The 23686-nt window shown below is 51.8% G+C and carries 23 protein-coding genes; 9 read left to right on the forward strand and 14 right to left on the reverse strand.

Translation table 11 applies throughout. The features are described 5' to 3' along the window. Positions 1-5: 5 nt before the first annotated feature. From ACFSUF_RS15305 to tsaE, 8 genes are all read right to left on the reverse strand, one after another. Entirely contained in the window at positions 6-923 is a 918-nt protein-coding gene (locus tag ACFSUF_RS15305; protein WP_377603941.1) for a type II secretion system F family protein, read from the reverse strand. Further along, the gene (locus ACFSUF_RS15310; RefSeq protein WP_377603943.1) at positions 920-2332 is read right to left on the reverse strand and encodes an ATPase, T2SS/T4P/T4SS family; all 1413 of its coding nucleotides are present in this window, start codon (positions 2330-2332) and stop codon (positions 920-922) included. The genes ACFSUF_RS15305 and ACFSUF_RS15310 overlap by 4 nt, the downstream gene beginning before the upstream one ends. Before the next feature lie 13 nt (positions 2333-2345). Next, on the reverse strand, positions 2346-3593 hold the full coding sequence (locus tag ACFSUF_RS15315) for an AAA family ATPase (RefSeq protein WP_377603946.1): 1248 nt from the start codon (positions 3591-3593) through the stop codon (positions 2346-2348). A gap of 18 nt (positions 3594-3611) precedes the next feature. Next, positions 3612-4484 (reverse strand): SAF domain-containing protein, encoded by an 873-nt coding sequence (locus tag ACFSUF_RS15320; RefSeq protein ID WP_377603948.1) that lies wholly within the window; start codon positions 4482-4484, stop codon positions 3612-3614. 183 nt (positions 4485-4667) lie between these two features. Then, the gene (gene tsaD, locus ACFSUF_RS15325; protein ID WP_377603951.1) at positions 4668-5708 is read right to left on the reverse strand and encodes a tRNA (adenosine(37)-N6)-threonylcarbamoyltransferase complex transferase subunit TsaD; all 1041 of its coding nucleotides are present in this window, start codon (positions 5706-5708) and stop codon (positions 4668-4670) included. A gap of 18 nt (positions 5709-5726) precedes the next feature. Beyond that, positions 5727-6224: a ribosomal protein S18-alanine N-acetyltransferase gene (rimI, locus tag ACFSUF_RS15330; RefSeq protein ID WP_377603953.1), complete on the reverse strand. Its 498-nt coding sequence runs from the start codon at positions 6222-6224 to the stop codon at positions 5727-5729. A gap of 13 nt (positions 6225-6237) precedes the next feature. Then, positions 6238-7146, reverse strand: coding sequence for a tRNA (adenosine(37)-N6)-threonylcarbamoyltransferase complex dimerization subunit type 1 TsaB (gene tsaB, locus ACFSUF_RS15335; protein ID WP_377603955.1), 909 nt, complete (start codon positions 7144-7146; stop codon positions 6238-6240). Between the two features lie 664 nt (positions 7147-7810). Further along, entirely contained in the window at positions 7811-8317 is a 507-nt protein-coding gene (gene tsaE, locus ACFSUF_RS15340) for a tRNA (adenosine(37)-N6)-threonylcarbamoyltransferase complex ATPase subunit type 1 TsaE (protein WP_377603957.1), read from the reverse strand. Between the two features lie 239 nt (positions 8318-8556). On the opposite strand from tsaE, the gene ku reads away from it, so the two are divergent. The 3 genes from ku to ligD are packed head-to-tail and all read left to right on the forward strand — an operon-like array spanning position 8557 to position 11205. Next, positions 8557-9396 carry a non-homologous end joining protein Ku gene (gene ku, locus ACFSUF_RS15345; RefSeq protein WP_377603959.1) on the forward strand — a complete coding sequence of 280 codons (840 nt, stop codon included), beginning with the start codon at positions 8557-8559 and terminating at the stop codon, positions 9394-9396. Further along, the gene (locus ACFSUF_RS15350; protein WP_377603961.1) at positions 9393-10301 is read left to right on the forward strand and encodes an ATP-dependent DNA ligase; all 909 of its coding nucleotides are present in this window, start codon (positions 9393-9395) and stop codon (positions 10299-10301) included. Before ku ends, ACFSUF_RS15350 begins: the two co-directional genes overlap by 4 nt. 19 nt (positions 10302-10320) lie before the next feature. Continuing rightward, the gene (gene ligD, locus ACFSUF_RS15355; protein WP_377603963.1) at positions 10321-11205 is read left to right on the forward strand and encodes a non-homologous end-joining DNA ligase; all 885 of its coding nucleotides are present in this window, start codon (positions 10321-10323) and stop codon (positions 11203-11205) included. Between the two features lie 4 nt (positions 11206-11209). Here ligD and cls read toward each other — a convergent pair whose 3' ends face one another. After that, positions 11210-12640 (reverse strand): cardiolipin synthase, encoded by a 1431-nt coding sequence (gene cls / locus ACFSUF_RS15360; protein ID WP_377603965.1) that lies wholly within the window; start codon positions 12638-12640, stop codon positions 11210-11212. Positions 12641-12734: 94 nt separating this feature from the next. Between cls and ACFSUF_RS15365 the strand changes: the two genes are divergently transcribed. The 6 genes from ACFSUF_RS15365 (at position 12735) to ACFSUF_RS15390 (ending at position 18771) form a co-directional block, all read left to right on the forward strand. After that, entirely contained in the window at positions 12735-14387 is a 1653-nt protein-coding gene (locus tag ACFSUF_RS15365) for a spore germination protein (RefSeq protein ID WP_377603967.1), read from the forward strand. After that, positions 14365-15537 (forward strand): Ger(x)C family spore germination protein, encoded by a 1173-nt coding sequence (locus ACFSUF_RS15370; RefSeq protein WP_377603969.1) that lies wholly within the window; start codon positions 14365-14367, stop codon positions 15535-15537. Before ACFSUF_RS15365 ends, ACFSUF_RS15370 begins: the two co-directional genes overlap by 23 nt. Further along, complete coding sequence (locus ACFSUF_RS15375; protein WP_377603971.1) at positions 15534-15770, forward strand: hypothetical protein; 237 nt, start codon at positions 15534-15536, stop codon at positions 15768-15770. The genes ACFSUF_RS15370 and ACFSUF_RS15375 overlap by 4 nt, the downstream gene beginning before the upstream one ends. Positions 15771-15805: 35 nt before the next feature. Further along, positions 15806-17254, forward strand: a complete 1449-nt coding sequence (locus ACFSUF_RS15380) for a GerAB/ArcD/ProY family transporter (RefSeq protein ID WP_377603973.1) — start codon at positions 15806-15808, stop codon at positions 17252-17254. A gap of 70 nt (positions 17255-17324) precedes the next feature. Further along, the gene (locus ACFSUF_RS15385) at positions 17325-18365 is read left to right on the forward strand and encodes a peptidoglycan DD-metalloendopeptidase family protein (RefSeq protein ID WP_377603975.1); all 1041 of its coding nucleotides are present in this window, start codon (positions 17325-17327) and stop codon (positions 18363-18365) included. Continuing rightward, positions 18343-18771, forward strand: a complete 429-nt coding sequence (locus ACFSUF_RS15390; protein ID WP_377603977.1) for a bactofilin family protein — start codon at positions 18343-18345, stop codon at positions 18769-18771. Before ACFSUF_RS15385 ends, ACFSUF_RS15390 begins: the two co-directional genes overlap by 23 nt. A gap of 78 nt (positions 18772-18849) precedes the next feature. On the opposite strand, the gene ACFSUF_RS15395 is transcribed toward ACFSUF_RS15390, so the two are convergent. The 5 genes from ACFSUF_RS15395 to tuaD form a co-directional block, all read right to left on the reverse strand. Next, on the reverse strand, positions 18850-19809 hold the full coding sequence (locus tag ACFSUF_RS15395) for an aldolase catalytic domain-containing protein (RefSeq protein ID WP_377603979.1): 960 nt from the start codon (positions 19807-19809) through the stop codon (positions 18850-18852). A gap of 89 nt (positions 19810-19898) precedes the next feature. Continuing rightward, complete coding sequence (locus tag ACFSUF_RS15400) at positions 19899-20831, reverse strand: ABC transporter permease (protein WP_377603981.1); 933 nt, start codon at positions 20829-20831, stop codon at positions 19899-19901. Further along, a complete protein-coding gene (locus tag ACFSUF_RS15405) occupies positions 20824-21747 on the reverse strand; it encodes an ABC transporter ATP-binding protein (protein WP_377603983.1) in 924 nt (307 codons plus the stop codon). The genes ACFSUF_RS15400 and ACFSUF_RS15405 overlap by 8 nt, the downstream gene beginning before the upstream one ends. A gap of 146 nt (positions 21748-21893) precedes the next feature. Next, a complete protein-coding gene (locus tag ACFSUF_RS15410; protein WP_377603985.1) occupies positions 21894-22217 on the reverse strand; it encodes a DUF4870 domain-containing protein in 324 nt (107 codons plus the stop codon). Positions 22218-22292: 75 nt separating this feature from the next. Then, positions 22293-23600 carry a UDP-glucose 6-dehydrogenase TuaD gene (tuaD, locus tag ACFSUF_RS15415; protein ID WP_377603987.1) on the reverse strand — a complete coding sequence of 436 codons (1308 nt, stop codon included), beginning with the start codon at positions 23598-23600 and terminating at the stop codon, positions 22293-22295. Positions 23601-23686 lie beyond the last annotated feature (86 nt).

Below are 23686 nucleotides of genomic sequence, written 5' to 3' on the forward strand. Positions count from 1 at the left end.
TTTCCCTAGATTTTCTTTTTGCCCAGCTGCAGTGCCCCGATAAATGAACCAAAAAGGACGAGGATGGACATGGTGACGAACTTTTTGCCGCCAGGGTCTGCGAAATAATAGATTTTGTTAATGGGGTGAATCCAAATGTTAAACCCGACAATAAGGAAGGCAAGCACAATCATCAGCATGGTCCCATACCGGTAAATGGACAGGAGCGTATTGCGTTTGGCCTCGTTGTACATGGCGTTCTGCATCTCGTTAATCAGCTTAAACAGCGAAGGTACGATATCGCTTCCCGTTTCGAGATGAATCACCAGAATGTCCGCAAAATCCTGCGCCCACGCGTTCCCTACCCGCTCCGCGAACGTTAAAATAGAGTTCTCCCTTGCCTCCCCTGTTTCGATGTCCATTATCAGCCGCCGCCATTCACCCGAAATATCAGCCGGCATCGTTGGGCCTGCTTTGTATATCGCACCCGCCAAATTTTCCGATTCGGTAAAAAAACCGATGAAATTCTGTACGGTCGGAATCATCACTGTGGCCATTTTTTGCTGCTTACGCTGGTATGTATTCCACAAATAGATAAAGGGGACCGAACCCGTCATCGTGCCGAGAACTGCACCGCTCACAAGCGAATGCATCAGCTGATAGGCCGCTCCGAAGAAAATGGTAAACAGGAGCAAGCTTATTACTGACAGAACATAAGGTGAGCCTCCCATCCCCGCTACGCTCATATAGATTTCCAAGCGCCGAAAAGCGGCCCAGTTATGCAGATCTAACCGGATTTGACGTCCGTAGTCTTTCCGGATGCCGCGATAGAAGGTGGACGTTGTCCGTTTCCGCAGCCAGCGTGAAATCTGTTGCAGCAGTGGAGTGATAACCAGGAAGACACCCATAGAAAAAACCACACTAAACAACAGCCAAATGATCATGTATCTTCCCCGCAGCAGGTTAATTGTTCGGGAACTAAGCCGTAGCTCTCCATGTGCGCAATCAATTCATCGCTCACTTCGTGCTCCGTTCTCTCCCACTCTCCTTGGCTATAATTCCATAAATAAAGAGGCACCACGCTAACTTCACCGTCGTCGGATGCACGAATTTCACTGATTTCAGTAATAACCCTCCTGCTCTTGAATTCATTAATTTTGATCAGTCTTTGAAAAACAACAATGTTGAATGCCCTCGCAATCCTATGCCTTAACATCCGGTCGTCGTGAGTGCGCCCGTCCTGCTTCACCATATCCATAATGTCCGAGACGATCATGGAACGGAATTTTGAGTGAAGCGTGACCATCGTGTCGTGACCTCTCAGCGCTGCCTGAACAGCCTGGGACGCTTCCGCTCCCCGGATTTCCCCGACAATAATGCGGTCCGGGCTGTTACGAAGCAGCGGCTTGAACGCTTCCTCCATGCTGATACCGAGCTCCGTCACCGCTTGAAACGGGATGATGTTTCTCCCTCCGCCCAAACGTTCATGAAGCATCATTTCGAATTCGGTCTCTAAGGTGAGCACACGCTCTTTCCGGGGAATTTCTTTGGCGAGGGCATATAGCGTGGTTGTTTTCCCTGTCTTCGTGCCGCCGGCCACAATAATGGAAGCGTGGTATTGAACCATCAGGCTAAGAAACCGCGCCATCGAACGGTTAAGGGTACCTTGTTCCATAAGGGAATCCAGGGAGGGGTCTTTCAGTATAAAATTTCGAATCGTGATGGTCGGAAATGCGGAATAATTCGGCTGGGTCATCGTCAGTCTGGCACGGTTGTACATGTACGTATGGCAGATAGGGTTTTGCTCATTGATTCGGGCCCTCCCGTACAATGCGAGCCTTTCCTGAAGGCGGACGACTTGCTCTGTTGAATCAAAGCGTCTGGCATGCTTGACTGAAATGCCGTTCTTCATCACATAAATATCGCAGTCATTTACCTGAACTTCTTCGACGTCCTTGTCTTTGTACAAATCCTCGATATACCCGGCACCGATGGACAGCGAAAATACCGCATCGCTCAAGGTCATCCGGTCCGGAAGAGGTCCGGAGGATACGTAGATTTGCCTGTCCTGAAGGATTTTTTTGATCATCGATTTGACCTGTTCCTGCGCCAGCGGATTCCCCAAGCCTGCCTGATGAATAATCTCCTTATGGTCTATAGTCCGTGCCAGAGAGGTTTCATAGGTTTTGAGCTCTTCCTGCACAATTTTGACGACCTCAAGCAGCTCTCTGATTTCATACCCCCGCGGGGCGGCGGGTCCTGCCTTAGTGGAGACATCATTGGTTTGGGCATGTTTCAGCTGGTCCAGCAGGCTGAATCCGCTTCGTGGTGTTCTTGTCCGGCTCCGTTTCACATGTCACCTCGGGTTACTGTAGATTCTTCATAAACGGAAGCATCATCGAAATCGTCCTATGCTTCCTTCGTTCTCTGGGTTCTTCCGTTTCCGTCCAAGCGATCCCCGCGTGCTGCGCAAGCTTCCGGCTAAGCCCGCGTATGGCTTGCTGATATTCGCCAAGGACGCCGCCCCCCTGAGCCAAGGCGAACGGTACCCCGTCGTTTACTGCTCTATTTCCCTCGACTATCCCTAGCTCAGGAAGCGTGCCCAGAAGTTCCGCTCCTGTACTTCTACGGATATCCTGTTCCGTATGACCTCCTTTAGAGGCGCGGTTAAGCACCATATGGAAATCTTTTTCGGTCAGGCCAAAGTATGTCCACACGCCCCGGTACCAGTCATGCCATGAACTTTCGTAGCTTGTGACCAGCGGCTGTACGATAACGCATCGGAGATCGGCGGAGCGTACACTTTGGACGGTTGCCGCTTGATCGGGAAATGTATGTACATCCACTAGCGTCACGTCAAAAGTTTGGCGGGCTACCTCAAGCAGATGGGAAATCTCCTCCGGGGTTATCCGCTCAGCCCACTCCCTGCGGCGTAATCCGGTAAGAATGTGCAGGGTTGGAATTCCCGGCAATGCCGAGCACGCATTTCGCAGAATGTCAGGGTTCAGTGTCTTCGAATCACACTCAGCTTGGATAAAGGGAAATCCTTTGGCCCCTTTGATCCTCAACTGATCCTGAATTTCAGGAGATTTAAAGTTCAGGTCCAGCAGGCCAACCGATGCTGAGGTGCCTTGGGCCAAGGCCGCAGCAGCTGAAATGGCCGCGGTGGTCGCGCCGTCTTTAGGTGCTGCCGATGCGAAGGTGATGATCGTCCCGCCTTTTTCCCTGATAATAGATTCTGTCCCGAAAAAATACGCTTCCGTCTCGCGAATGACATCATCCCATATCCCGTAAGGGGGTATCGTGCTCACGTTGAACTCCAAAGCCAGACTTGTAATCACTTCACGAAAAATGGGATCCTCCTGGCCGCTGCGCCCCAGAACGATAATTGCGTTCGGACAATAGCCGCGCAGGCGGGGCATCCAATCCCATGGGTACTCCTTCTCGAAAAGCTCCTCCATTAGAAACATGTGCGTAGTGTTCCCGGTTCCCGCTTCGGCAAGCTTCACCAGTTCTTCATCCGTGCAGCACACATGGACATGCTTCCGCCCTTCCATTCTGCTTGCGATCCGCTCCCCCAGTTCCGGTTCAGTCACTGCAATGATTATATTCACTCTCAACTCTCCCTCTGATTACTTACTCCCATCTACAATAAAAAACGGATTATTCAAACCCAGCCTAAGGGTGCCTCTGTTCTTTCCTGCGATAAACGTGTCATACTGCTCCGGGCTCATAATAAAGGTCATAAAAGCTGGCGCTCCCTCGGCCGTTGAACGGAATCCTTCAAACCGGAAGCGGTCCCGTTCCTCTTTCGTCAATCCCTTTAATTGCCCAAGTGTTGCAGGTTTCTCATCCCTAATTTCATTCCCTTCCGCATCCTTAACGGAAGCTACTTTCAGCTGCTGCAGAAGAAGCTGAACAGCTTCGCGGGGAGGTTGAGAGGGTCGAAGCGGTTTACCCGATGACGGGTGTGTTGAAATTCCTGGTTCATTTGAATTTTGGACTGTTGGGCGAACCGGTACGAGTCGGGGTACTGAACTTTCAGCGCCAACGGGGGCTTTCTCCTCGCCGCCCTCGGAAGCCGGATCTGCGGGATTCAGCTCGACCCACACATCGACCCGGTCGCCGCGGCGGATCATATTATTGACCGCTTGCACGCCGGTAATTTCAAAGCCATAGTAGCTCTCCCCCTGCTGAGGGAACACATCGTCTGCAGTTAGCTTCCAGGGAGCGAACTCTTCGCTTTCCCCAATGGGTACCGCAGCCCGCTTTCCGATGATCTCATCTTTGTCTGTCAGCGCAGCAGCTGCATGCTGCATCACAGGTATGGGTACTTTCCGAATCATAGACTCGGTCACCAAATCACCTGCATAAATCATAGCCTTCGGCTTATAAGTGACCATCGTCGTCAGATCTTGTTCATACCCTTTCATGTAATAAATAAACGCAGCCACACTTCCCGCCATGATCAACAGCCCGGCCGCAGCAGTTATCCACTTGTGCATAACCTCTCCTCTCTCCTTATCCAACGATAATAATAGCCCTCTCTGTACGCAAAAAAACCGCCCGGAACATGCTGTCATCACAGCACATTCAGGGCGGTACTTCCGCACATAGTTTATTCGGTTACTTGTAAATTACCATAAGTTGGACAAATTCGTCAATAGGTTCCTAAAAAAAAGTACCTGCTATTCCACAGACCAGGCCTCAAGCGAAAGGCCCGGGTCGGCTACCATATCCAGGCCGGCAAATTCGCCGGTTTGGAACTTCAAGTAGGCGGCGGCACCGATCATCGCCGCATTATCCGTGCACAGGGCGTGCGGCGGAATCGCCAGCGGCACGCCCTCGGCTTCGCAGCGAGCACTCAGGGCGCTGCGCAGGCCCTTGTTGGCGGCGACGCCGCCGCACAGAAGCAGCTGCTTCGCGCCAAAGGCTTTCACGGCCCGCATCGACTTCTCTACGAGAACGTCGATTACGGACTCCTGAAAGCCCCGCGCCAGCGCTGCGGGATCGACGGCTTCGCCTTTCATCTTGGCCGTGTTCAGCACGGCCAAGACCGCCGATTTCAGCCCGCTGAAGCTGAAATCGTACGAGTCCGGCTCAAGCCATGCCCGCGGCAGCGGCACGGTTTGAGCCGACTCTACCGCGAGGCGGTCCACATGGGGACCGCCCGGGTAAGGGAAGCCGAGCGCCCGCGCAACCTTGTCATAGGCCTCACCCACCGCGTCGTCACGCGTCTGGCCTATGATCCGGAAGCGCCCCGGGCGCTCGAGCAGCACCAGCTCGGTGTGTCCGCCGGACACCACCAGAGCCAAAGCCGGGTACGCCAACGGCTGCACAAGCTGGTTGGCGTATATGTGGCCCGCGATATGATGCACGGCAATCAGCGGTTTCCCCGCTGCCAGCGCGAGTGTCTTCGCGGCCACAACCCCGATCAGCAGGGCGCCGATCAGGCCCGGCCCCTGCGTAACCGCGATAGCGTCCATGTCCCGCAGTCCCAGTCCCGCTTCGCCAAGCGAGGACTCGATGATCCGGGTGATGGACTCTACATGTTTACGCGACGCGACCTCCGGAACGACGCCGCCGAACTGCCGGTGCGTCTCGATCTGGCTGGAGACCTGGTTGACGAGCACTTTGCGCCCGTCGTCCACTACCGCCACCGATGTCTCGTCGCAGCTCGTTTCTATAGCAAGGATCCGGCAGGGCCGGCCCGGTACATTCTCATTCATTCTGATATAGCTCCTGTCCTATTCTGACGCTTCGCTGTATTTCGGAAGCTCCGCCCACATGATCAGCGCGTCTTCCTGATTGTCGCTGTAGTAACCTTTTCGCACCCCAGCCCGGGCAAAACCAAGTTTCGTATACAAGTTCTGCGCTACCGTGTTCGACATTCTGACTTCCAGCGTCATTTTGACGGCGCCGATATAAGCCGCAGTTTGCTGCATTTCCCTGAGAAGACGCTCCCCGAGTTTACGTCCGCGGTATTTGGCCCGCACTGCAATGTTCGTCACATGGGCCTCGTCCATGATCATCCACATGCCGCCATAGCCCGCGATCTCACCGGCGATTTCCATGACCATATATTTAGCAAAATGATTGTTCGTCAATTCATTATAAAAAGCGCCCGCCGTCCATGGCGTCGTAAACGCCTCGTTCTCAATCTCCACAATGGCGGGTATATCTTCAGCGCGCATGGCGCGAAACACCGGTTCCGGTTCGCCTTGCGCATTCATCATAGCGTCCATGAGGAATCTCCCCTTACTTTTTTGCCGCTTTCAGCTTAACTTCGGCTTCCGCCAGCTGTGTATAATTCGGCACAAACCCATGGGTATCCTGCCTGCGCCCTTCAGACCAATACCGGACGCCCAACTGGCCTACGTGCTCCGCCCGGATCGAACGGTCCGACTGCTCGACAGGCAATCCCGTATCCGTTGCAAAAATATCCAACAAACCTTGGAACCGCCCCGGTTCGCCCGCAAAAACAATCGAATCAGGCCGCTCGGCGGCGGAAGCTTCTTTCCATCGGCCTTGCAGCTGCTTCAGCCAATCTTCCACCAGCAGAATCCGGTCTTCCTCCAGCCGCTTCCATTCCGAGCCATCCTTTTTCGCAGAAAAAAGCGCTGTGTAAGCTTGTCCACGCCGTGCATCCATCAGCGGCACAACCCAGCGTAACCCGGCTGCAGGTTCCGCTTCCTGTTCCCCGACTGATGCCAAATCCGAATGCCTCGCAAGTGCTTCGGCATAACCTTCTTCTCCAGATGTGTTACCTTCAGACTCATCGGCTTGTGCCCCGGAAGGGCTGTCTCCGCAGCCTTGCCGGCTTCCATAACACAATGCCTCCAAACTCGATACGCCCAAAACCGGAACATTCCTCACCCAGGCCAGCGTTTTGCCAACCGTAACCCCGATGCGTACACCGGTATATGAACCCGGGCCCTGTCCTACGACAATGCCGTCCAAGTCATCGACCTGCAAGTCCAGCGACTTTAACAGACGTTCGATAATAGGCAGCAAATGAATAGAATGGTTTCGTTCCGCATGGGAGTTTACCTCCTCCAGCATACGGCTCCCCTCCAGTACTGCGACCGTCATGGCAGAGGTGGAAGTATCGATCGACAATAATTTGCTTTGCTCCCCGATGATTCCGGGCTGCTGCGTGTTTTCCATAATGATGGCTCCGTTCTGATTCAACCTTATCTATCTTGGCTTTACTCGCTTATGGTTAGTTGATGGGTAAGCCTTTATGGCAATCAATTTCGCTAACTTGCTGCCAAATTACCTTATATAAGCTTCGCAACGGGATTTCCGGCTGTGAACGACAGTAAATTTCCATATCCGGTTGTCAGAGTGTCGTTTTATGGTAATTCAGGGCGGGTCCATTGCATTCACTTAAACACTGATTTGGCTTCTTTTATGGGTAATCGTGCAACCAAATAGAGTAATTACTTACCAAAATCACCGCCATTAGCGCAACTATTGCCCGCCTACTCCTAAACCAGCCACTTTCCGCCAATTTAGTGATATCTCATATAACTAACATGCGCCCTGCCCATACCTAGCGACACCACATATCAATAACTCCGCAAAATTGGCCCCGCCTACTCCTAATCTAGCCACTTTCCGCCATGTTAGTGATATCTCATATAACTAACATGCACCCTGCCCATACCTAGCGACACCACATATCACTAACTCCGCAAAATTGGCCCGTCTACTCCTAAACCAGCCAATTCCGCCAATTTAGTGATATCTCATATCACTAACTCTACCCATACTAACATGCGACATATTACTACTATCGTTCACTCGAATCCCGCGAAAAAACCGCCGGCTACCCTTGTTCCGCCCATGGAGTCAGCACACCGCGCTCCGCCAGCTCGGCGCACCAAGCCGAATAGGGCTGGCCGTACGCAGCGATGCGAAAGCGCCGCTGTTCCCCGCCGTGATGCTCGATATACATCGACAACCGCTCGTCAGGGAGCTGGTCTTCGATAATGCTCGCCCATTCCACGATCGTCACGCCGTCCCCGAAGAAGTACTCGTCCAAGCCAAGCTCGTCCGCCTCCTCCGCAGAGATCCGGTATACATCCATATGATACAGGGGAAATACCTCCCCCTGGTATTGTTTCACTATCGTAAACGTCGGGCTGTTCACTACGCCCGGTACGCCCATCGCTTTGGCAAAAGCCTGCGAGAAGCGCGTCTTTCCCGCCCCCAAGTCGCCGTCCAACGCAAGCAGCGCACCTGCCTGGACTTTCCCGGCAAGCAGCTCCGCCAGCTTGATCGTATCTTCTTCCGTATGCGCAGTATACGCATAGCTAACCGCCTGTACCGACAAGCGCTTCACTCCTAACCTTACATGGCTGTCCTTTATTATATCGGTAAGGTTTACCTGCCGCAAGCAAAGCGCAGCCCTGCAATCAATTGCTTTTGGATTCCGGGATTCCCCTCAACATACAAAAAACCTTCCTAACATATACTAAATTATCGAAAAAGGGTAAATAACTGTACCAAACACACCATGGAGCGCAAGAACTCATCGCGTCATATCCGATTTAATCCGAAGGGGGTTCATTCATGCACACAGTTTGGAAGGGAGCGATTTCGTTCGGGCTTGTCCACGTTCCCGTCAAAATGTTCTCGGCTACCGAGGACAAAGATATTTCCATGCGCTATATCCATAAAGTCTGCGGTTCTCCGCTGGCTTACATCCGCAAGTGCCCCAGCTGCGACATCGAAGTAGAATGGGAAGGAATTGCTAAAGGTTACGAATATGAAAAAGGGCGGTTTGTCCTGTTCGAAAAAGACGAGCTCGAGGCTATTGGCTCTGGCGGAAGCAAAGAAATCAAAATACTTGATTTTATCGACCTGAAAGAAATTGATCCGATCTACTATCAGAAAACCTACTACTTATCCCCGGATTCGGCGGGAGCCAATGCATACAACCTGCTGATGGAAGCTATGAACCAGTCCGGCAAAATCGGCATAGCCAACGTCTCCATCCGTTCCAAAAGCAGCATGGCGGCGATCCGGGTGATCGACAACTGTATTTCTATGGAGACGATGTTCTATCCGGATGAAATCCGCCCGGTCCAACAGGTCCCGAACTTGCCGGCGAAAATCGAAGTCAACGATAAAGAGCTTACGATGGCCAAAATGCTGATCGAACAGCTGTCCGCTCCCTTCGATCCCGGCAAATATAAAGATACTTACCGCGAGGATCTCATGAATCTGATTCAAGCCAAAGTGGCAGGCGAAGAAATCAAAGTGGCTCCGGAACAGCAGAAAACGAACGTCATCGATCTTATGGCCGCTCTTCAGGCCAGCCTTGCCTCAGCACCCCCAAAACCGGAAGAGGCACCCGCCGAAGAGAAGAAGAAACGTAAATCCAAAGCGAAGGCGAAAGATATCGGTTGATCGAGCTTCCGCGGGATCCCATGAAACCGATTCTGCAGGAGACCATTCCTGCAGGACCGGAATGGGGGTATCAGCTCAAGTGGGACGGGGTCCGGCTGCTGTCCAGGGTGCAGGACGGACAAGCCGATCTTTACTCCCGGACGCTCCTATCCAAAAATTCAGTCTACCCTGAAGTGGCAAGACGCCTTTCTTCCGTACCCGGACAGCTCATCCTGGACGGGGAAGCCGTAGTCTTTGATCCGGTTCTGCAGCGTCCCGTGTTCCAAAAGGTGCTTCAAAGGGAACGAACCAGGACCGCCGCAGGCATTAAGCAGTTAACGGAAAGAGGTCCCGTCGTTTACGTCTTGTTCGATCTGCTGTATGCCAGCGGCGAAGATTTACGCACGCTTCCTTATACCGAGCGTCATGCCCGCCTTCTAGACCTGTTCCCGGAGAAAAGCCCGGACTTATTTGTAAGTGATTTATTTCATGACGGACAGGCTCTATGGCATTGGGTGGAAACGAACGGCTGGGAAGGCGTAGTCAGCAAAAGGCTCTCCAGCCCATACAGGGAAGGAAAGAAGCATAAGGACTGGTTCAAGCGCAAAACAGCAGTCACGATGGATGTGGACATTGTCGGCATAACGATACGCGAAGGGGTCGTTGCCAGTTTAGTCATGTCCGTCTCGGGGGTATATTCCGGTAGAGTATCCCTCAGGTTAAACACGGAAAGTAAACGCAGGATTTACGATTACGTCCAGAGCCATCCTTCCGATCACCGGCCCTTCCCGGCGCTGCCTGCCGATTTGAAAGGGGAAACCGTCCTTTGGACCGACAAGCCCTTTGTGTGCTCGGTAACCGGCCTTGAAATTACATCCGCCGGCCTGCTGCGTCATCCCATGCTGAACAGCCTGCCAACCCTATAGCCAACAGGAGGTGCTGACCATGCCCCCGTCCAAAAAAGGGACCATTAATGTAGACGGCCAAGAAATAACAATTTCAAATCCGGATAAATTCCTATGGCCGGAAGAAAAGATCACGAAAGCCGATTTCTTAACCAAGCTGGCCGCTTTGTCACCTTACTTGCTGAAATACTGCAGCAACCGGTATTTAACGACGATCCGTTGGCCGAACGGGATTGACGGCAAATCGTTTTATCAGAAAAACTGCCCGGATCCAAAGCCCGATTTCGTCCGCACCGCCGTGCTGGAGAGCATTGAATACGTCAATTTGGATTCCCTGCCGACCCTGCTGTGGCTGGGCAATCTCGCATGCCTTGAATTTCATCCTTCTTTCCACTACATAAACGACCTGCTGCCCGCCGAATGGGTCATTGATATCGATCCCTCTTTGGAAGAAGAGCCCCGGATCATGGAAGCTGCATACCTGGTCGGCGAAGTGCTGGACGGGCTGAGAATTCAAGCTGTACCTAAGACTTCAGGAGCTACCGGCGTGCAAATCTATGTACCGATCGAACGAGGAATTACCTTTGACGAACTACGTAAAATCGGTCAGTTTGTGGGCGAATATCTGGTGAAAACCCATCCGAACCTGTTTACCATCGAGCGCCTGAAAAAGAACCGCGGAGATTTGATTTATATCGATTATCTTCAGCATTACTATGGGAAAACGCTCTCCGCTCCCTATACAACCCGAGCCAGGCCGAAAGCCCCCGTCTCCACTCCTCTCAAATGGGAAGAGCTCAAGATGGGGGTAACGGCCCGTGACTTTCATCTATTTAATATTGGGGAGAGACTCAAAACTTACGGGGACCTGATTGAACAGGTACCTAAGCAAAATCTCTACCCCATCCTGGAACACCTGAAATGAATAACTAAAGCAGCGGTGAAAGCAGTCTTGCCAACACTTCCTTTGCCCGGTGAATACGAGGCCTCCTGCGGAATTCCTGGAGGTCTATTCGTATGCTGTCCTTGAAATCCTGCTCGAAATCGTCTTCAATCCTCCGGATTGATTTTTGATCGAACATGACTGCATTCAGCTCGAAGTTGCTGAAGAAACTCCGCATATCCATGTTTGCCGTCCCCACTGATGCCAGCATGCTGTCGATCAGCATCAGCTTGGCATGAATGAAGCCCTTTTGATACGAATAGAACTGGACCCCCGCCTGCATGAGCTCTTCCAGATAAGACATGGTTGCCAGTTCGACGACCCTTGAATCCGGAATCCCCGGAACGATAATGCGCACATCCAGTCCGCTGACTGCTGCCGTTTTTAACGCCATATAGATGCTGTCCTCCGGGATAAAATAAGGCGATGCGATCCAGATCCGGCGACGGGCCACCGAAATCGCTCCGAAGAACATTTCAAGAATGGAATCCCATTGGACATCCGGCCCGCTGGAAATAATCTGCACCTGTTCCGTCCCCATACAGCCGTGTTTAGGAAAATACTCCAGGCTTTTCACCTGTTGACTGCTCACAAAGGCCCAGTCCGTTAAGAAAGTATGCTGCAGAAAATACACCGCGTCGCCCTTCACCTGCAGATGGGTATCCCGCCAAAATCCCAGGTTCACGTCCTCCCCCAAATGCTCGTCCCCTATGTTTATGCCTCCCAAAAATCCGGTTACCCCGTCCACGACTACGATTTTGCGGTGATTGCGGTAATTGACCCTTTTATCGAACAGAGCAAACGCAGGCGGCAAAAAGGCATGATGCTCCACACCCGCCTCCGTCAACGGCTTGAGAAACCTGGCGCCAAGCTTATGGCTGCCCACGCCGTCATATATTAATCGGACTTCGACTCCCTGCTTCGCTTTGGTAATGAGCAGGTCTCTCAATTTTGTACCGATTTTGTCCGGTTTGAATATGTAATATTCCACATGGACATGTGTTTTCGCTCCTTCAATAGCAAGAAAAATGGCATCATATGTATCCTGTGCGTTCGTCAGCACCGTAGTTTCATTGCATGTGGTGATCGGGGAATCCGGCATATTCTGCAGAAGCCCGAATAAACGGTGCTGATGCATAAATTCCTCATTACAGACATCTTCGGGCTTGGACACGATACTGGCCGTCTCGAACACGAACTTCCGCACTTCTTCAGCGATCAGCGTTCCCTTTCGCCTTACTTTTCGCCTATGTTTATACTCTTTCGCCAAGAAATAATACATAACAAACCCGATAATTGGAAAAACAAATAGAATGAATAGCCATGCAATGGTTTTTGCAGGATGCCGGAACTCAAGCAAGAGAATCGTAGCCGCCTGCAGGATGAAAACGATCAGAAGTATACATAACCATATCAAAGTTCGCCCACTCCCCGCTGTATCTATATAACTAGATATAACCTTTTTTCTGAAAACCCATTCTGTTTGTTCCAGGAAAGCGAGGCCAAGGTTCATGCTGATTAACCGAAGACAAAAGAATAAGCGCAAAAAATCAGAAGAGAAGCTGGAAGCCCTGCAGTACGAATTTGTTACCGATTTGAAGGATACACCTTTTTCCGCTTCCTTGGAGGACAACAAAAAGCAGCTGGAGCAGCTGTTTAAGGACAGCTCCGATTTCGTTGTACTCGAGTTCGAAATTGAAGAGAGCGTAAAGGCGTTGGCCGTATTTATCGACGGCCTGGTAAATTCACAGGAGGTAAATGAAGCGCTGCAGGCGCTGATGATTTTGGAGGGACAGGCTCAGACTGCCAAAAAGCTTGCCAGGACTTCCATTCCATCCGGACAGATGAAGATTTCCGACAATTACGCGGATGTGCTCCTCGGCATTTTGGGCGGCGATACAGCCATTCTGTTGGAGGGCGAGCGGGAAGTGATCCTGCTTGGCCTGCGGGGGCCGAGTACACGCTCCATAGCCGAACCTGAAACGGAATCGGTTGTCCGCGGTCCCCGGGAAGGGTTCATTGAAAATCTGCGTACGAACACATCTATGCTGAGAAGGAAGCTGCGTACCCCCCATTTGAAAATGAAGCCTTTCGTCCTGGGGAAACAGACCAACACTAATATCGTCATCTCCTATATGGATCAGATTGCGGACCCTGCCATCGTGGAGGAGGTAGAACGGCGCCTTCATAAAATAGAAATCGATGCGATTCTGGAAAGCGCCTATGTAGAAGAATTGATCCAGGACAGCACCTATTCGCCGTTTCCGCAAATTCAAATCACCGAGCGCCCGGACACTGTCGCCGCCTCATTACTGGAAGGCAGAGTTGCCATCTTTGTTGACGGAACGCCTTTCGTCCTGATCGTGCCTACCGTGTTTTGGCAGTACATGCAGGCGAGCGAGGACTACTACGAACGGTTTTGGGTAACCAGCATTATTCGCGTGCTCCGCTATATACTGCTTCTGCTATCCCTGACAACCCCGGCATTATACGTAGCCATCACCACGTTTCATCAGGATTTGATTCCTACCAGCCTAATGCTCTCGATTGCCGCAGCCAGGGAGGCTATACCCTTCCCGGCGGTAATAGAGGCACTGTTGATGGAAATCATTTTCGAATCGCTGCGGGAGGCAGGCGTACGTCTGCCGAAGGCTGTCGGATCCGCCCTGGGGATCCTTGGCGCCCTGGTTATCGGTCAAGCTGCCGTTACCGCGGGGATCGTTTCGGCCCCCGTTGTTATCGTCGTGTCGCTTACCGGGATCGCCTCGTTTGCCATACCCCGGTATAACGCAGCCATTGCGGTCCGGCTGCTGAGGTTTCCGATTATGTTCCTGGGGGCGATCTTCGGGATCTACGGCATCCTTCTAGGGCTGTTCATCCTGTTGGGACATCTGGCTAACCTGAGATCTTTCGGCATCCCTTATCTGGCCCCGGCAGCTCCGCTGACACTCAGAGACATGAAAGACACGATCATCCGCGCCCCGATTCACATGATGCATAAAAGGCCTAAGTTTATGCCGCATTCCAACGACAGGCGGGTTAGTGCCGGATTCAAACAAGAACTAAACGAGCAAAGCGGGCAAAAAGGCGCGGACCTCGGGCATACCGAAGATACCGCACAGAATCAAGGAGGAGAAGCGCATGAAGACAACAAGAACGGCTAAGCGGATTCTGTGGTTCCTGCCGCTGCTTTCCATGATTCTGTTGACGGGATGCTGGGACCGCAGAGAGATCAATGACGTCGGGTTTGTGCTGGCTACTGCAATCGATTTGGAAAAGAACAACCAATACCGGGTCAGTTTACAGGTCGCCTTGCCTGGGCAGATGGGCGGAGAATCCGGGGGAGGCGGCGGCACCGGAGGAGACAAAAGCTATTACATCGACTCTGCAACAGGCAAAACCGTCGGAGACGCGATGAACTCGCTGCAAAAAAGAATGTCCCGTTTTCTGACCACATCCCATGTCCGCGTGTACGTGATCGGGGAAGATTTAGCCAAAAAGGGCGTAAAGGAATTGTTCAGTTCCCTCGGCCGGGGAACCGAGTACCGGCTGAATGCCTATATGATGGTGGCAAAAGGGAAGGCCTACGACCTGCTGGGGGCCCAGCCTAAATTCGAACGCTTCCCGGCTGAAGCCCTCCGGGAATTAGCCAAAACTTCGAACATGACGGTAAAGGACTTGGCGAACTCCATGGCACTAGAAGGCAGCGACGCCGTTATGCCGTATATGGGCGTAGAAGAATCGCAGAAGGGGGACAAACCTTCCAAGGAAATTGCCTTGATGGGATACGCTCTGTTCGATAATGGACATATGAGCGGTTTACTGCAAGGAGAAAATCTGTCCGGCTTTAATTTTATGCTTCACAAGAAGATGGGGTTCATGACCCTGGAACTCGCGAAACAGGATTCGCTTGATGTGTTTCTTACCGGGGGGACTGTGAGGATTCTGCCTAAGTTGTCAGGGAATAACGTGTCTTTCGATATCCGGATCACGGCGGCGGCCAGTATCGTGGAAACAATGTCCATGCGCGACCTTACCCTGCCGGTGAATACCCATGCTTTTGAGAAAAAACTGAGCGAAAAGCTGCAGGCATCCATTACCGGAACCCTTCATAATCTGCAGAAGTCCGATTCGGACGCGATCGGTTTCGGTGAAGTGATTTCCAGAGAATTGCCGGGAAAATGGAAGAACATATCCGGACAATGGAAGAAAGACTATTTCCAACAGGCCGCTTTCCATGTCCAGGTTGACAGCAATATTACCAGGGCCGGGTTGATCTCCGAGAACATCGCCAAGAAGGAGCCTAAATCATGAGTACAGCTCTGGCTATTCTGATTTTTACCGGATATGCACTCACTTTGATTGCAGACAGGGCGCTGCTGCGAACCCAAGAACCGGCCCCGGGCTTAAAAGGAACTTATGTGTTTCTAAACGGATTGTTCCTTTTGCTGCTGCTTACTTTGATGTTTCATATGGTACCGCCCATGCCTACGGATCTTCTGATCGATTACATTGCCCCTTGGCTTATCTCCCTTTTTCAGCTGTAAAACCGCAACATTAACCCTGATCAAGGAGGCTCACTATGCAAGCACCACGTGAACAAATGGGAACAAGACAGCTGGGATGGATGACAGCGGCCCTGCTGATGACAGGCAGTTTCGGGACTTCGAATAAAGATTTGATCGACTTGGCCGGAGTAGAGGCCTGGTTCGCTTTTTACGGCCCGACGGTCTATTCGCTTGCCATAGCTTTTGTATTCTACCGTCTAAGCGTCGTTTTTCCAGGCAAGAACCTGTATCAGATCATTCGGATTACGATGGGAAACGTGCCCGGCGGTATCTTGAACCTGATATTGATCCTCTATTTCTGGTTGCTGCTAATGCGGGATATGAAGGGCCTTACCTTTTTCATTAACACGATGCTCCTTCAGAGGACACCGCAGGAAATTGTGCTGTTCACTTTATTCCTCGTCCTTTTGTACTTCGGGCGAAGCAGCTTTGAGGTTGTACTGAGAGTGAACGATATTGTGTTTCCCATACTTATGTTCGCTTTCCTATTCCTCCCTTTGCTGCTGTCGAACGAATTCGCGTTTCGCGACATGCTTCCGCTGATGAACGACCCGGTCCGGGAAGTTGCAGGAATTAATTTTCTGGCATTGGGCAGTTACGGGGATCTCTTGCTTGTCGGCGCCTTTCTGCACATGCTTACCGTCCCCCGGCAGCTTCATACCGGGATCCGATATGGCGTTTTACTGGGGGGCTTCGTAACAACGGTCCTAATGATGCTGGTGATCGGCGTACTTGGACCCGCTGTAGGCGGGCGCTCCTTCTATCCGTTGTATATGCTTGCCCAGAACATACATCTTACGGATTTCCTCGACCGGGTCGAGATTTTCTTTTACAGTGTATGGTTTCCTGTGTTTATGGTGAAAACTCTCGCTACCTACTTTGCCGTGCTCAACGGTATCGGGAGTTTCTTCAAGCCGGGTTCCGAGCGGATTTTCAACCGGATTACCTGCTGGATTGTACTCGTTACCGCCATGGCGTCGATCCGCAATATCAGCGAACAGCTGGAGTTGGCACGCACATTGCCGATTCTCGCCCTACTGGTTCCTGTTCCAACTCTCCTCATCGTGCTTGCCTTATCGGGAAAATATAGACGCAAACGGACTCCTGACCAGAGCAAGGCTGCCGAGGAGAAATCAGTATCATCCAAGGGGCATACCGGCAAGAAAACAAATCAAACTTCAGGCAATCCGGTCACAGGTAAGCTTCGCAAACTTTCCTACGAGGACACGATCCGTTTCGGAACATGGATGATCATCGTCAGCGGGGCAGGCCTTTGCGGTGGATTTCTGTTTGGAGGCTGGTTTCCGACGCTTGCTAATATTTGTGCAGGCACCTTTTTGTTCGGAATGTTCGCAGCTTTGGTGTCCAGCCATTATGAAATGGCCAATGCAAGCGTGCCTGAAACCTCCAGCCACAGCGCCTCAAATAAACAAACTGCCGGAAAAGCGGAGACAGCGAACTAACGGGATGGCATGTTGGCAGCGGACAAGGCATAGGCTAACATAAGGCGTCTTATTCCAACCCGGAAAGGAGATGTGTCGGATTAGATCAGGAAAGCATAAGCTGACCTTTCTGGTTATTCCTGAGCCCGAAAGGCCCGTCCTGCAGATTCGCCTATCCAAACGGCTGTTGATCCTCCTCCCTTTGCTTACGATTGGGGTGCTGATTTACGTCTATCTATCTCTGCACTTCACTGCCCGCCGGACGGAAGGACAGCTGCAGTCTAAACTCACTAAGCAATCCAGATCGTTCGTTGAAACCATCCGCCATAAAGATGAGGATATCAAGCGGCTGCAGAACGAAGTTAAAGAGCTGTCCGAGAAGGCGGAACAAGTTGGCCGGCAGGTGTCGAGGCTGCAGGACCTTGAAGCGGAGATCAACGGCTTTTTGGGAAAAGACAGTACCGTTGATCCTAACGTTACTTCCGGCATCGGCTCTGAAGAACCGGCTGCCTACTCAAGCATGGAGAGGTCCGCTTCGGGAGGATTGTATTACCCCCAAGCAGCAGAGGACACCGGCGTCTCCGATACTGCCGATGCTGCTTCTGAAGGCTACAGTACCTACAGCGTGCAGCTTGGTTCACTCGAACAATCGTTGTCCGACACCTTGGAAGAAGCCCGCAGAGCCAAAAAAGAACTGGCTGTGACCCCTACCTTTTGGCCCACGCGGTCTATCATTGTGACTTCCCGCTTCGGCTACAGGAGCGACCCCTTCACCGGGAGGCCAAGCCTCCATAAGGGGCTGGATATCGCCGGGGATACCGGTGATCCCGTATACGCTGCGGCCGACGGCACTGTCACTTTATCCGATGCCGATGGACAGCATGGCCAGTATTTGGAAGTTCGTCATACGGGAACCCTCAGTACCCGCTATCTGCACTTAAGCAGGCGCTTGGCTAAAACCGGCGATCAGGTGCATAAAGGCGAGTTGATTGGGCGCCTTGGTTCCACCGGACGGAGTACGGGAGCTCATTTGCATTTTGAAGTCGTCCGCAGAGGCAAAGAAGTAAACCCACAGAAATATCTTCATTCCAAGGGAGAGGATGAGGCTTATGTTCGGCAGGAAGAAGACTAACCGGCAGGCAAATTTGTTTCGCACCTTCATAGGAGAAGGCTGTATGATTGAAGGCAAATTGATATGTGAAACCGGTCTGCGCGTAGAAGGCGAGGTTACCGGCGATATTGAAAGCGCCGGGGACGTCGTCATCGGTTCGAAGGGTACGGTTAGGTCCGATATTACAGCAAGGGATGTACATATTGTCGGCAAGGTGTACGGGAATGTCACTGCCAAAGGAAGGCTGACTCTATCTAAAAACGGGATGCTTCAAGGAGATCTCCGGGCCGGTACGCTGGTGATTGAAGAAGGTGCTATATTTATGGGATCCAGCCTTATGGAAAAGCCGGAAACCGGCAAACCGGTGAAAGAACTTCCACTGCCCGAGAAAAAGGGCAAATCGCAACGGACCCAAGCGGCAGGTTAGCTTACCGGTTCCGTTATGCGCGTAAAAAAGCCGCAAACCCTCCTTACATGGAATGGTTTGCGGCTTTCTTTGTCCTTGTTATTTGCTCTTATGAAGCACTTCCGGCGAAGTAAGGCGGTCGTAGAAGTCCAGGAACTTGTCCTTGTCTTCCGAATCCCGGAGCGCCATCGCCGAACGCGGATGCTCGTCCAACGTGCCTGTAATCATGTAAGGGATGATATAACCCCATTCTTCCTTCTCGCGGAGCGGAATCATGAGGCGCTCAATCAGATCGATTACCGGACGAGTGTTGTACTTCGGATTCTTCAAGTGCGTCACCAGAAGCTCCGTAGGCGTGTTGCCTGCAGCGCGTCCCATGCCGTAAACGGAAGCATCCAAATATTCTACGCCCAGCTCAGCAGCGACTAGCGTGTTCGCAAACGCCATCTGCATATTGTTGTGTGCATGAATTCCGAGCTTCTTGTTCGGCAGGTTTTTCTGAAATTTATCCACTAAATATTTAATGTCGTTATGATCCAGGCTGCCGAAGCTGTCCACTATATAAACAACGTCGACCGGGCTGTTCTTAATTTCCTCGAAAGCTTCCATCAGCTCGTTGTCCATCACGTTGGACAATGCCATAATGTTCAGCGTAGTTTCATAGCCCTTCTCATGGAACTTGCTGATCAGATCGATTGCCTTGTCGACGTCTTTCACGTAGCAAGCCACGCGGATCAGGTCCAGCAGGCTCTCGCTGCGTGGAAGTATGTCGTTCTCATCGACCCGGCCGATATCGACCAATGCCGACAGCTTCGTCTCTTTCTTGTCGATGATCTTCTTGAGGAAGTCATCGTTCAGGAAACGCCATGGACCGGCATCTTCCGCACCCTTCAGCAGCTTGGGCGAGTTCTTGTAGCCGATCTCCATATACTCAACGCCGGCCTCGTTCAGGCCTTCATACAAGTTCTGGACGAACTCTACGCTGAAATCCCAGTTGTTCACGAGACCCCCGTCCCGGATTGTACAATCTACAATGTTATATTTCTTATGCTTGTCCATCGGTATCCTCCAATTGTGCGGAATGCTTTTAGGAAATTATATGCCATTTCGCGCAAATACACAATTGATTCACTGCGGAATAGTCAGAATTATCCGGCGACATCCCTTTTTGTAAAGATCAGCCAGGATAACGCATTGAAAAGTACAAAATAAACCGCCAACACAGCAACCGAGAAGCCCAGCGACATTCCTTCCATCAACGGACTCCCGTTTATATACTGGGTTAAGTCCGTATTAGCAAATAAATAATATTTGCCCCAGCTGTAATTCATAATCAGAGGCAGAATCGCCTGACTGATCAGCATGAGGAAAATCGAAAGCCCGATTGAGAGCGAGTTGCTCCGGAACACCGTGGATATCATGAACGCCAGTGTGACCACCATGATCAGCTGTACGCATTGATATCCGTAAGTCTGCATCACATGGAGAACGGCCGGTGTTTCCACAATTTGTCCGCTTCCGTTCACATGCAGAAACGGGTTCATTCCTCCGCTGAATCCGTACAGCACCCCATTGGCAATCACAGCCGTTACAAACAAAATAGCCAGAAGCAATAACGCGAACAAGAAACTCGCTATGTATTTGGAAAGCAGAATTTTTGACCGGCTCGCCGGGCGGATCAGCAGCAGCTTAATCGTGCCCCAGGTAAATTCGCCCGCTACGATATCACCGGCCACAATCACGGTGAAGATCGTAATCAGCAGAATGAGCCCTGAAGCATTCTTCACGCCGCCCCAGAAGGTGGAATCGACCGGGGGAATGTCCCTTTTCAAATATTCCTTATCGACGGCCAGCTGTTCCTCCATCTGTTTCTTCATAAACTCCGGCGTATCCTGAATGACCGATTCCTGCTGCCGGATCTTATCCTGGAGGCTTGCCCGCCAGTCCTGGGTTGCCGGATTCATGACTCGATGCACGGCGTAAGAAACCACGCAGGTCATCAGTACGAGCAGAATGACCATAATCCATGTGCGCCATCTGCGGTATATCTTCATATTCTCGTTCGCAATGAGATTAACCAATCGGATCACTTCCCGTCATTTCCAAAAATTGATCTTCCAGCGATTTCGTCACTGAGCGGATCCCGTACACTTTAAAGCCCGACTGCACCAGGAACGCATTCAGTTCCGCAATCTGCTCCCGCTCCCCCGTCACCTGCAGCAGCCCGTCCACGGCCGCGGGATTCAGGCCGGCCTGCCAGGCGGCTACCGCTTCCGCCGCTTCAGCAGGCTCGTTTACTTCCAGCGCCGTGATGCTTGCCGCTGCCTGCGAACCGAATTCGCGGATCGGACGGACGTCGATCAGCTTCCCGTTCTGGATAATGGCGACGCGGTCGCACATCAGCTCCATCTCAGAGAGCAGATGGCTGGATACGACCACGGAGATGCCTTCTTCCCGCGTCAGGCGGCGGAGATAATCGCGCAATTCACGGATTCCCGCCGGGTCGAGCCCGTTGGTAGGCTCGTCCAGGATCAGCAGGCTCGGGCGGTGCAACAGCGCCTGAGCGACGCCAAGCCGCTGGCGCATCCCCAGGGAGTAGGTCTTCACCTTGTCGTCAATGCGGTTCTGCAGGCCGACAAGGTCGACGACCTCCTGGATGCGCGCCGGCGTAATGCCCGGAATCATACGGGCATAATGCTTGAGGTTGTCATAGCCCGAGAGGAACTTGTACATCTCAGGATTCTCTACGATCGCTCCGACATGGCGGATCGCCTGTTCGAATTCCGTGGCGATGTTCTTGCCATGGATCAGCACTTCGCCGGCGGTAATCGAAATGAGCCCGACCATCATCCGGATGGTGGTTGTCTTGCCGGCACCGTTCGGCCCTAGAAATCCGAACACTTCGCCTTTGGGCACATCGAATGTCAGCCCGTCGACGATGGTCTTCGACCCGATTCGTTTCGTAACATTGCGCAGCTGCACAATGGGTGTAGTCATAAATATACCTCCGATTCTCTTAACGTCCGCTACTAATACGAATAAGCCGCTGGGATCGTTGCAATTTTACCAAATTATAACGGAAAGTCCCCGCCTAAACAAAAAACCGGCCCCCGAAGGAGACCGGCAAACGCACGATATCGCCGCTACTGAATCAGCCGAATCGTTAACGGGTATCTGTAATATTCTCCGTTATAAGCACGAATTGAAGCAATAATGGCAAAAATCAGATGGAACAGTCCGATCAGGGGAAGCAGCAAAAATCCGATCAGTACGATGCACAACAGCCCTGCAGCAAAATAATAAATAATCAAAGAAAGCTGAAAATTGACGGCCTCCTTCGCATGGCGCTCGATGTACGGAGAGGAATCCTTCTTCAGGATCCAGATTACAAGAGGAGCGATCACACTGGTAAACAACCCTAGCAGATGCGCGAGAAGCGCGAGGTTTTTATCGTCGTTGCTGACCATTTGCATTTCACCTTACCTTTACATTAGTAATGATTCTTTTACACCTTACGTCCCTTCCTTGCAAAAAAGAACAGCTTACACTTCCGGTCGTCCCACCGAAGCATAACGGAAGCCTTTCGCCCGCATTAGATCCAGCGGAAAGCAGTTGCGTCCGTCAATTACGACAGGCTCTGACATAAGCTTTTGCACCCGGGTTAGATCCATGTGAAGCACTTCATCCCATTCGGTCAGGATCATGCAGGCATCAGCGCCATCCAGCGCCAAGTAAAGGTCATCATAGTAGCTGATGCTTTCCTGCCCAAGAATCTTCCGAGCTTCTGCGAGAGCGACAGGATCGAACGCCCGAACTGCCGCGCCTTGACTCACCAAGACGGGTATTACGTCCAGGGAAGGCGCATAACGGAGATCGTCCGTGTTCGGCTTAAAAGTAAGTCCCAGAACGGCGATCGTTTTGCCGCTTAGATTGCCAAGCACATCCTGCGCTTTCCGGACTACGGTCATCCGCTGGGCAGCGTTCGTATCAATGACGGCATCCAGCATGGAGAAGTCGTAGTCCACCGACCGGGACATATGGCGCAGCGCCTCCGTATCTTTCGGAAAACAGGAGCCCCCGTAACCGATGCCGGCCTGTAGAAACTTGCCGCTGATTCTGCTGTCCAGCCCCATTCCCTCCGATACGTCCGTCACGTCAGCCCCGAACCGTTCGCATAAATTGGCGATGGAATTGATGAAAGATATTTTGGCGGCGAGAAACGCATTGGCAGCATACTTGATCATCTCCGCACTTTCCAGGTCGGTCACCAACACTCTAGTTTCAAAAGGGGCATGAAGCTCCTTAATGATGGAGGCCGCTTGATCCCCTGTGGAACCGATAATCGCGCGCTCCATGTTCATGCAGTCATAAACGGCGGATCCCTCTCTCAAGAACTCCGGGTTCGACACAACGTCAAAAGAGATCTCCTTGTTACCGATACGCTCCTGAATCATACGCTGCACCATCCGGCCGGTTCCTACAGGCACAGTGCTTTTGACTACGATGACTTTATAGCTTTCCAGATGATCCGCAATCATGGCAGCTGCAGATTTGACGTAGCTCAGATCCGCTTCTCCCGTCGGCGACATCGGCGTTCCTACCGCGATGAAAATAATATCCGACTCCCGCACAACCTGCGGAATATCCGTGGTAAAGGAGAGATTTCCCCGCTCGACATTTTTACGTACCAACGGCTCCAGGCCCGGTTCATAGATAGGAATATCGTACTGTTTCAGCCGTTCAATTTTGCCTTCGTCAATATCGCAGCAGATCACTCTGTTCCCAAAATCCGAAAAACAAGTTCCCGATACAAGGCCGACATAGCCTGTCCCGATTACGCCGATTTTCAAGAATTTCACTTCCTTCTCTTATATTGGTTACCTAAACTTCGTTATAATGTACGATTGGACTCGTAAATGTAAAGGCTTTTCGAACT

Origin of the sequence: Paenibacillus gansuensis, assembly GCF_042684925.1 — a bacterium.
Classification (GTDB): domain Bacteria; phylum Bacillota; class Bacilli; order Paenibacillales; family DY6; genus Paenibacillus_N; species Paenibacillus_N gansuensis.